The sequence below is a fragment of the Verrucomicrobiota bacterium genome (assembly GCA_016871495.1).
Classification (GTDB): domain Bacteria; phylum Verrucomicrobiota; class Verrucomicrobiia; order Limisphaerales; family VHDF01; genus VHDF01.
The window spans coordinates 1-9,516 of sequence record VHDF01000130.1; the positions used below are offsets into that span (position 1 = coordinate 1).

4 protein-coding genes are annotated in these 9,516 nt (G+C 60.8%); all 4 read right to left on the reverse strand.

Annotation, left to right across the window (positions count from 1 at the left end):
• Nucleotides 1-537: 537 nt before the first annotated feature.
• On the reverse strand, nt 538-2,007 hold the full coding sequence (locus FJ404_18455; GenBank protein MBM3824832.1) for a DUF1501 domain-containing protein: 1,470 nt from the start codon (nt 2,005-2,007) through the stop codon (nt 538-540).
• Nucleotides 2,008-2,015: 8 nt separating this feature from the next.
• A complete protein-coding gene (locus tag FJ404_18460) occupies nt 2,016-4,898 on the reverse strand; it encodes a DUF1553 domain-containing protein (GenBank protein ID MBM3824833.1) in 2,883 nt (960 codons plus the stop codon).
• A 167-nt stretch (nt 4,899-5,065) separates the two neighbouring features.
• Nucleotides 5,066-6,217: a hybrid sensor histidine kinase/response regulator gene (locus FJ404_18465; GenBank protein ID MBM3824834.1), complete on the reverse strand. Its 1,152-nt coding sequence runs from the start codon at nt 6,215-6,217 to the stop codon at nt 5,066-5,068.
• Nucleotides 6,218-6,322: 105 nt separating this feature from the next.
• Nucleotides 6,323-9,388, reverse strand: coding sequence for a response regulator (locus tag FJ404_18470; protein MBM3824835.1), 3,066 nt, complete (start codon nt 9,386-9,388; stop codon nt 6,323-6,325).
• Between the last annotated feature and the right edge of the window lie 128 nt (nt 9,389-9,516).

A 9,516-nucleotide genomic window follows, 5' to 3' on the forward strand; every position in this document is an offset into this window, starting at 1 on the left:
CGTCGGGGCCCAGACGGCTCTCAACTTCGTGCGGCGCGTCTCGAACCGTCCTGCCTGGCACAGGACGGAGAGTTGCCCAAGCGATCGGGTCCGAGACGCAAATACCCGTGTTCCCGCGCCGCCCAATCGCCCAACCCGGTCTAGCCGTCCGTCCCGAAGTTTGTCTGTTGTGTGGCGCAGGCGGCCCAGCCTGCCGTATCGCCGACTGCCTGACGGACCGGCGGGTGGAGGACGAGGCCCTTCCATGCTCTCCACGCGCCTGGTTCCCTTCGTCGCCCCGCAGGCTGGGCAGCCTGCGAAACAGCAGACAGGGCTGTCTGCTTTACCATGACAACCCGGTCACCGACAACCACTGGACGCACCGCCGGCTAAGGAACCGTGCAGCATTGACTTCCGGTTTTCTCGCTTGTTCTTTTGACCTGGAGCATCGTTGCACTTCGGTCACAGGCCCATGGCCAGGGCATGCTCCCTCAGTGCGCCTCGTTCCAGGTCAAAATCCCGGCGCGGGAAAATCGGAATACATGGTTGCGCGATTCCTCAGGCGAGCAACTCCTGAACCACGCGGGCTTCGGCATGTTCCACCAGTCGCATATCTCTCGGCCCGACGCGGAATTTCAATTCCTTGTGGTCCAAGCCGAACAGGTGGAGGACCGTGGCCAGCCAGTCATAATGATGGATCGTGCCTTGGATGGCGTGGTGCGAAAACTCATCGGTCGCGCCGTGGACGTAGCCTCCGCGAAAACCGCCACCGGCGACCCACATGCTGAAGCCGTAGGTGTTGTGGTCCCGTCCGACTTTGTCGCGTTGCGTGAGCCCATCGCGGAATTGAATGACGGGAAGACGTCCCATCTCGCCGCCCCAATGGACGAGGGTCGAATCGAGGAGTCCGCGCTGTTGCAGATCGCGGACCAAAGCGGCGGCGGGTTGATCGATCTCGCGGCAGCGCGCCGGGAGTGCGGTATTGATCGACCCGTGGTGGTCCCAGGTTTGTCCGTTGCAGAAAATCTGGACGAAGCGAACACCGCGTTCCACGAGGCGCCGGGCGATGAGGCAGCGCGTGCCATAATCCCGGGTCACGTCCTGGTCGATCCCGTACAGGCGGCGTGTCACCTCGGATTCGCTGGAAATATCGAACGCTTCGGTGGCGGCCAACTGCATGCGGGCCGCCAGTTGGTAACTCGCCATGCGCGCCTCGAGTTCGTTCTCGCCCGGGTGGTCCGCGAGGTGTCGTTGGTTGAGCGCATGAAGCAGTTTGAGTTGAGCCGACTGCGGGGCGCCGCGGAGCCGGCTGGGCGGGGCGAGGTTGAAAATGCGGGGTTCGGTCGGACGCACCATGGTGCCCTGGTAGATCGAGGGAAGGCGCCCGTGATGCCAGTTTTCCCCGCCGAGCAAGGGTAACCCGCGCGGGTCGGTCAGGGCGACGAAGGCGGGGAGATCCTGGGACACGCTGCCGAGAGCGCTGGCCAACCAGCTTCCCAGGACCGCTCGACCATGTTCGGGTTTGCCCGTGGTCAGAGCGAAATTGGAGGGAACATGATTATTCACTCCCGTTCTCATGGAACGGATCAAGGTGATTTCGTCGGCCACGCCGCCCAAGTGGGGCAAGAGTTCTGAAAGTTCCATGCCGCATTGGCCATGGCGGTGAAATTTCCAGAGCGGCGCCATGATTTCCCGGCTGGCTTGAGCGGGGTTGTCCCACTTGACATCGCCCGGGAACGACTGCCCGTGGCGTTTGATCAATTCGGGTTTTGGGTCAAAAAGATCGATTTGGCTGGGGCCGCCCAGCATGAACATCGAGATCATCGCCCGGGCTTGGCCGGGACGCGGGGGCGTTTTGGGGAGGAGATCGTAGGAGGCGGGTTCCAGGGGTGGTTTGACCGGTTCCGCCGCGAGCAAGCCGTCCTTTTTCAGCAACCAAGCGGCCGCGACCGAGCTCAAACCGAAAGCCGAGGTGCGGAGCATGTGTCGGCGCGAACAAAGTCCATCGGAATGAATTTGCTTTGGCATCACGTCTCCTAATCGATGTAGAGGAACCGGTTTGAAGCGAGCAAGGTCTGGCACAGCGCGCTCAGCGCCCGCAGGGCTGGGGCTTTGCCCTTGCCGTCGGGTCCGACTCGCTTCTCAAACTCCGGATCGGGGTTCAGGCGGTAGTAGTCCGATTGTTGGTCGAGGAAATCGATCAGGCTGCCGAGCTCCTGCAGGGAGGGCTTGGAGGCGAACAAGCGTTGATACAGGCTGCGGAGCTGGGACTCCCGATCGGCGCCGGAGTCCAGGATGAACCGCGCCAGATCGTCCGCGGCTTGGACGAGAAACTCATCATTGAGAAACCAGAGGGATTGCGTGGTCACGGTTGAATGGCGCCGGAGATCGCAGTTCGGATTCATCTCGGGCTGGTCGAACGTGAGCAGCATGTTGAGCGGGAGGGACCGCTGCACTTCCACAAAGATGCTCCGGCGAAAGGCGTTGGCGTTGTTGGCGTCCTGGACCCCAGTGACAAGCCCGTCCCGAAACTTTTGTTCGCCCAGGACCGCCTTTCCCTCTCCGTTCACGGTGACCGGGACGCTGGGTCCGCCCAGGGTCGGGTTTAATTTTTCGCTGACGGCCAGGACGGCGTCGCGAATCGCCTCCGCTTCCATGCGGCGCACGTTCATCCGTCCGACGAGTTCATTCTGCGGGTCGATCGCATCCAGCCGTGGTGTGCGCCGGGACTGTTGCTGATAGGCGGTTGATAACAGGATTAAGCGATGGAGGCGTTTCTGGTCCCAGCCATGACGGACGAATTCGTCAGCCAGCCAATCCAAGAGCTCGGGGTGCGAGGGGCGATCTCCATTCAGTCCGAAGTCGTTGGGGGTAGCCACCAAGCCGCGGCCGAAGTGATGCAGCCAAACGCGATTGACAAAGGCGCGGGCGGTGAGCGGATGGGTGCCGCTGGTGAGATGCTGGGCGTAGGCGAGGCGCCTTCCGGTGGTGGGGCGATTCGGATCTTTGCTCGGCACGGACGCCAGCGGAGGGCGGCGCCGGAGCACAGCCAATTCTGAAGGGGCGACCTTCTCGCCGGGGCTGGCGGGATCCCCGCGGAACAAAACGGCGCTGACGGGTTCGATGCCGGGTTTTTCGTCCGCGACCATGAGGAGGTGTTTCGGGGGTTTGGTGGCTCGAATGGCGGCGACTTTTTCCGACTCCTTCTCGAATTTGCGATGCGCGGCGTTATCGTACTCGACCAAGAACCCGGCAATGAATTGAGGGGATTTGACCATCGGGAAGTCCTCGAGCAATTTGCGCTGTTGTTCATTGCGATCCTTCTCGGCAGCCTCGTTCGCGAGGCGCACTTCGTCCCGACGTTTTTCCGGCACGTCCGCCAACTTTTTGGCGAGGATCTCCCGGCCGAGGACGAGTTTGCGGGCGTTGATTTCGTCCTCGACGACCTTGGCTTCAGCTTCGATGCGCTCGGCTTTGGCCCGCAAGTCCGCCGGGGTCACATCGATCAAACGTTCGCTGGGCCGACGCCAATCATTGCCCTTGAGCGGAAACAAGGGGTCAAAAATGGCGCGAAAGGCGTAATAGTCATCAATGGTGATCGGGTCGTACTTGTGGTCGTGGCATTGCGCGCAACCGACCGTCAGTCCTAGCATGGCGGTGCTCACCACTTTGATGGAATCGGCGGCCGCGGCGTTGCGGTTGTCCAAGGTGTCGTTCGCTTGGGTCGGATCGGGCGCCATGCGCACGAAGCCCGATGCGGTCAAGAGCTCGATCTGCCGCGCGTTGCCGGGATCCGGCGGGTTTGGGGGAGCCAATTCATCACCTGCAAGTTGCTCGCGAAAAAAGGCATCGATGGGTTTATTGGCGTTGAACGAGTCGATGACGTAATCCCGGAAGCGCCAGGCATGCGGCCGTTTCGGATCGGATTCGACCCCTCCCTCGCTTTCCGCAAATCCGGCCGTGTCGAGCCAATGACGCCCCCAACGAACACCGAATTGCGGGGAGGCCAGGATGCGATCGACCAGGCGCTCATACGCGTTCGGGGCCTCGTCCTGCTTAAAGGCCTGGACTGCCTCAGGCGTGGGCGGAAGGCCGGTTAGGTCGAAGGTGACGCGACGGATCAGCGTGGCCCGGTCCGCGGTGGGGGAGAAAGGCAGGGCTCGATCGGCGAGGCGGCGCGCGATAAAGGCGTCGACCGGCGTGGCGAGCGCGTATCCTTCGACCTGCGGGACTTGCGGGCGGATCACCGGCTGAAAAGCCCAGTGCTTGAGTTCCATCGCGGAAAACCGGGCATCAGCCACGTCCGCCGGTTCAGGATCGGTGGTTAGAGCGCCTTGCTCGATCCACTGGCGAACGAGTGTTTTTTGCTGGGGAGTCAGCTTTTTGGGACCTTCCGGCATTTTATCGGAATTGATCTTGCGCCAGAGCAAACTGCCGTGTGCATCTCCCGGGGTCAGGACGGAGCCGGACTTGCCCCCCGCTTTCATCAAACGGACCAACCGCAGGTCCAAGTCTCCCTTTTTCTCTTTTTCCTCACCATGGCAATGGAAGCACATGGCCTTGAAGAGGGGACGAATATGCTCCTCGAATCGCACCGAGCTCAGCTCGGTTTCGGCTCGGACCACCCCGCCCACTCCAGCCGCGGCCAGGCAGCACAAAACGAGGAGGCTGAATCCGCGCGAGGAGCGAGATTGGGAAGCCTTCAACCCGGCGGATGGATGATTCACAACAGCCTGGCTGCCCGCCAAACTGAGTGAATAACCGATTCGCATAAAGGACACATTAACGGGTGAGAACCCGTTAAACAACGGGCTTTTTCGGCGATTTTTTGGATTGGAGGCTCCGCACCGCATCGCGCGGTGCCAAGCGCGTGCGGATCCCGAATGACAGATATTGCCAGCTTCTTTGATCATTTCCATTTTTCACCTGTTGACCAAGAATGGGATTTCACGGAGCCACGAAGATTGGGAGACATGCTTGAACCGGTGACCGTGTGCGTGAGACGGACTTCGGATGCCTTCTCTCCGTGTCTCTGTGCCTCCGTGAGAGCCATCCGGGAAGTGCGTTGGGGACAGAAGTCTCGAGCTCAAGCGGCCGGCAGCTCGACGATGAAGGTCGCGCCCTTGCCCAGCTCACTTTCGCACCAGACTTTGCCATTCATCGCTTCCACCATTTTCTTGACGATGGACAGTCCCAGGCCGGTCGCGTGTTCGCCGCCCGTGGGCTTCGCGCTCAGGCGGGCGAATTTGCCGAAAAGTTTCTTCTGATCTTCCGCGCTGAGACCAGGACCTTCGTCGCGGACTTGGCAGCGGACGGACTGCGGTGAGTGCTGCAGGCGGACAAAAATGTTCCTCCCCGGCGGCGAATACTTCACTGCATTGGAAACCAGATTCTCCAGGACCTGTACGGCGACACCCGGATCCACCATGGCTGTGGCTGGGGTCGCTGGAAGCTCAAGGTGAATTGTCTGCTGCTTGGTGGCGGCGTGAGGCCGCTGCGATTCGACCACCGAACTCAGCGACGGTCCAAGCTCGGTTCGCGCCAGGTTGAGTTGCATTTCCCCGCGCTCGATCCGATTCGCGTCGAGAAGATTCTGGACCATCTCCGCCATGCGTTTGGAGGCGGCGTTGATGCGGCTGGCGCATTCGGTCAACTCCTTACGTGCCAGGTCGAGCCGTTCCACCGGTTCGGGCCGGAGTGCCGCTGCCTCTTCGAGGATGATTTCGGCATAGCCGGTGATGGCCCCGAGCGGATTTCGTAGGTCGTGCGCGGCGATACCCATGAACTCATTCTTTTCCTCGTTCATTTCCCGCAAACGTTCGCGGGCATGCTTCAGTTCCAGGTGGGTCCGCACGCGGGCCAGCAGCTCGGGGGCATTAAACGGCTTGGTGATGTAGTCCACCGCCCCCGCCTCGAACCCTTTCATCAGGTGCTCCATCTCGTTGCTCGCCGTTAGAAAGATCACCGGAATCTGGCGGGTCAACGGCTCGGCCTTGAGCCGCGAGCAGACTTCGAGGCCGTCCATTTCGGGCATCATGAGATCGAGCAGGATCAGGTCGGGCGGCTGGGCGGCCGCGCGTTCCAGCGCCTGGCGGCCGCTGGTTGCTGGCATGACGTGGTAGCCTTCGTTGCGCAACATCGTGCCGACCACCTGCAGATTCTTCGAGATGTCGTCCACCACGAGGATGCGGGACTTGGTTGAGCTCATGAGGAGGGTTAACCACGAATGGACACCCATAAACACGAATCATGCTCGTGAGTTTCCCCGCAGACCTGTCCAAGTCTCACGGTCGGGAATTCGTGTTCATTGGTGTCCATTCGTGGTTGAACTTCGGATCGAACGTCAACGAGACCCATCCTCCTGCTCCCTGCGGGCTGATTCGCAAATGGATGGGAACTCTTTCAGCGTTTTGGGTAACGCGTCCACGTCGAACATCTCGACCTCTCGCAACAACGCCGCCGCATGCGCGCGCAACCCAGCGAAGTGCCCCTCCTCCGCACATGCGCTCAACCGGCGAGCAAAATCCTCGATCTCGCCCATGTCCATGGTGCGGCAGAGCATGGGCCAGACAACGGTTTCTTCGTGGCGGAGCCTGGCGAGCAGTTCCGGTCTCCGCGCCAAAACCTCCGCGGGAACGATCTCCAGCTCAGCGACAACTTTTGCCGGCTCAATCGAAACCGAGTCGATGGAACCGGCGACCGCTGGCTTGAGGAATCGTTTCAATTCCGCGATCAATTCGGCGCGGCTGAACGGCTTGCGGATGAAGCCATCGCAAATCTTCCGGGTACGGACCTCTTCCTCGCGGAAAGAAGAGGCCGTCACGGCGATCACGGGGATATGCTTCAGCATCCCATCCTCCTTCAGCCGCTTGCTCGCCTCATGGCCGTCCATTTCCGGCATCCGCATGTCCATCAGAATGACATCCGGACGATGTCGCTCCGCCAGCGCCAGCGCCTCAAGGCCGTTGGTCGCCAGGATCACCTTGTGGCCCGTGCCCTCAAAATAACCGGTGAGCAAGGAGCGGTTCAGAGCCACGTCGTCGGCCACCAGGATTGTGGCCGGCGCGAACTGGGTGAAGTCGCCTTCACCTCCGGTCGCGACGGCGTCCGCCTCGGCCAACTCCGTGGTTGCCACGTTGGGGAAGGTGAAGCGGAACGTGCTGCCTTGGCCCGGCTCGCTCTGCACCGTGATCACGCCGTGCATCATCTCGACGAGCCGTTTGGTGATGGTCAGGCCCAGGCCGGTGCCGCCGAACTTGCGCGTGCTCTGGCCGGCCACCTGTGAGAAGGCGCCGAAGATGTGGTCCTGCTGAGCCTTCGGGATGCCGATGCCGGTGTCCGAGATTTCAAGGATCAGGTTGATGCGCGTTTCGTCGGGTTCGATTGTTGGGTGGGGCGCGTCACTCCGTGCGCGCCGTTCGTGATCGGATGATGCGGCGGCGTGCAAGGGACTGCCCGCCCTACCTTCTCCAGCAGGCTGCTCGCAAATGGCGCGGATCTTCACGTGGCCCTTCTCCGTGAATTTCAGCGCGTTCCCGACCACGTTGAACAACACCTGCCGCAGCCGCACTTCATCCAGCATCAACCCGCGCGGGAGCTTGATCGGGCGCGCCAGCGTCCTGGACTGCGGTAGTCCTCCAGCGCTTTCCTGACGGTTCGCCGACGTCGAAGGTGAAGTCTCGCTCGTTGGCCCGCCAGAGATCGCGGTCAAAGCGCCAGAGGACGGGCGCACTCCAAGAGTTGGCGCAGTCTCGGAGTCCATCTCCACAATCAGCTTGATCCCCTTCTCGCCCGCCTTGATTGAAAAAAGTTTCTGAATCTCGTTCAACAACCGAGGCACATCGACCGGCTCGTATTGCAACTCCAGCTTGCCCGCTTCGATCTTGGACAAGTCGAGAATATCGTTGATCAGCGTCAGCAAGGTGCGCCCGCTGGACGTAATCGCGTCGAGATAATTGCGGTCCTTCGACGCAGCCATCTGGGTGCGGAGCAATTCGGAGAAGCCGAGGATGGCGTTCATCGGGGTGCGGATTTCGTGGCTCATGTTCGCCAGGAATTCGCTCTTGGCCGCGTTCGCTGCTTCGGCTTGTTCGCGGGCAGCTTCCGCGGCGGCTTTTGCGGACTCCAGTTGCGCGTTCCTGGCTTCGATTTCGGCCCGGGCCTTTTCAGCCGCCTCGCGCGCGTCGTGTTCCTCCTTCAGCAACCGCTTCCGCAACTGCTCCGCCTCGCGCTTGCGCCGGGCGATCATGGACCGGGCCACGAACGCCCAGCCCACCAGTGCCACCGCGCCGCCGACGCTTGGCACCATGATCCAGGCATTCATGTACCACGGTGGCGAGATGAAAAGCTCGGTGCGGAACGGAATGGAATAGTTCAAATCGCGGTCGATGTACTGCACCGCGATGGTATGCAGCCCTGTCACGGATGGCTTCCATTCAAACCGGGCCTCACGCTGCTGCGGCGACCAACCCTCGCTTTTCTCCAATTCGGCCAGAGGCACGCTCCCGGGCAGAATCTTGAGGCGGAAAAAACGGTTCTCCGGGCGCGACTTGAAATCCACCACCTCAGCCTGGATGGTCAGGCGCACGTCCAATCCGTTCTTGCGTGCGAGCATCGCGTTGAACGAAACGTCTTCGCGCGTGACCTCGAGCTTCACCCGCGGCCTCGCGGGCCGCGTCCTGGATCTCTGATAACGAATGAGTCCAATGTCAGTGTTGAACCAGACCGCACCGTCCTTGCCCGGTAGGATGTCGGAGACCGAGTTTCCCGCCAAGCCGCCGCGGGTTTCGATCGAAGGCCAGTCGCGAGCGTCGAGCGTGGACCAGATGGAGCCATCGAACCGGGTCACGCCATCGCTGGTTCCAAACCAGATCACACCGTCGGCGTCACGATAGATTTTGGAAATGGAAGACAATTGAGCGAGCCGCCCTACCGCAGCGGTGACCGACGTCAGGTCCTTGGTGGAGGGGTCAAATCGGTGAACGCCGACCTCCGTGCCGATCCACGCGGTGCCGTTCGTCTCAACCATGATGCTAGAAACATAATACGAGCCATCCCATTTGTTCGTGCCGGAAAGCGATTCAAAGGTCTTTCCATCATAATAGATAGCGAAGCCGGCGGTTCTAAACCACATTGACCCGTCAGGCCCAGCTGTCATTGGCTCGATAAAGTATCGATTCGTCAGCCCGTCGGTCGCGGTGAAAGTCCTGAAATCTTTGCCGTCATACCGGGTAAGTTCTCCCGCTCCCCCAAACCATATGCTGCCATCCAGGGCACGCACCATAGCAGATGGAAAGTACCCCTTGATCATGCCCGAATAATTTGTGAACCCATTCGTGTCGTAACGGGTGATGCCTTTGTTGTCAGGAATATAACTACGAAGGTTGTTGTCTAAGCACAAGCATCCCATAGGCGCAACTCAGCTTTCACAACTCGTTCATCTTCAACGGTCGCGTTCTTGAATCTCCCCTAACGACTTTTAGGACTTCATGGGTGGCACTTTTTCAATTCTGCTGTCCCATGGCATTTTCACGCGAA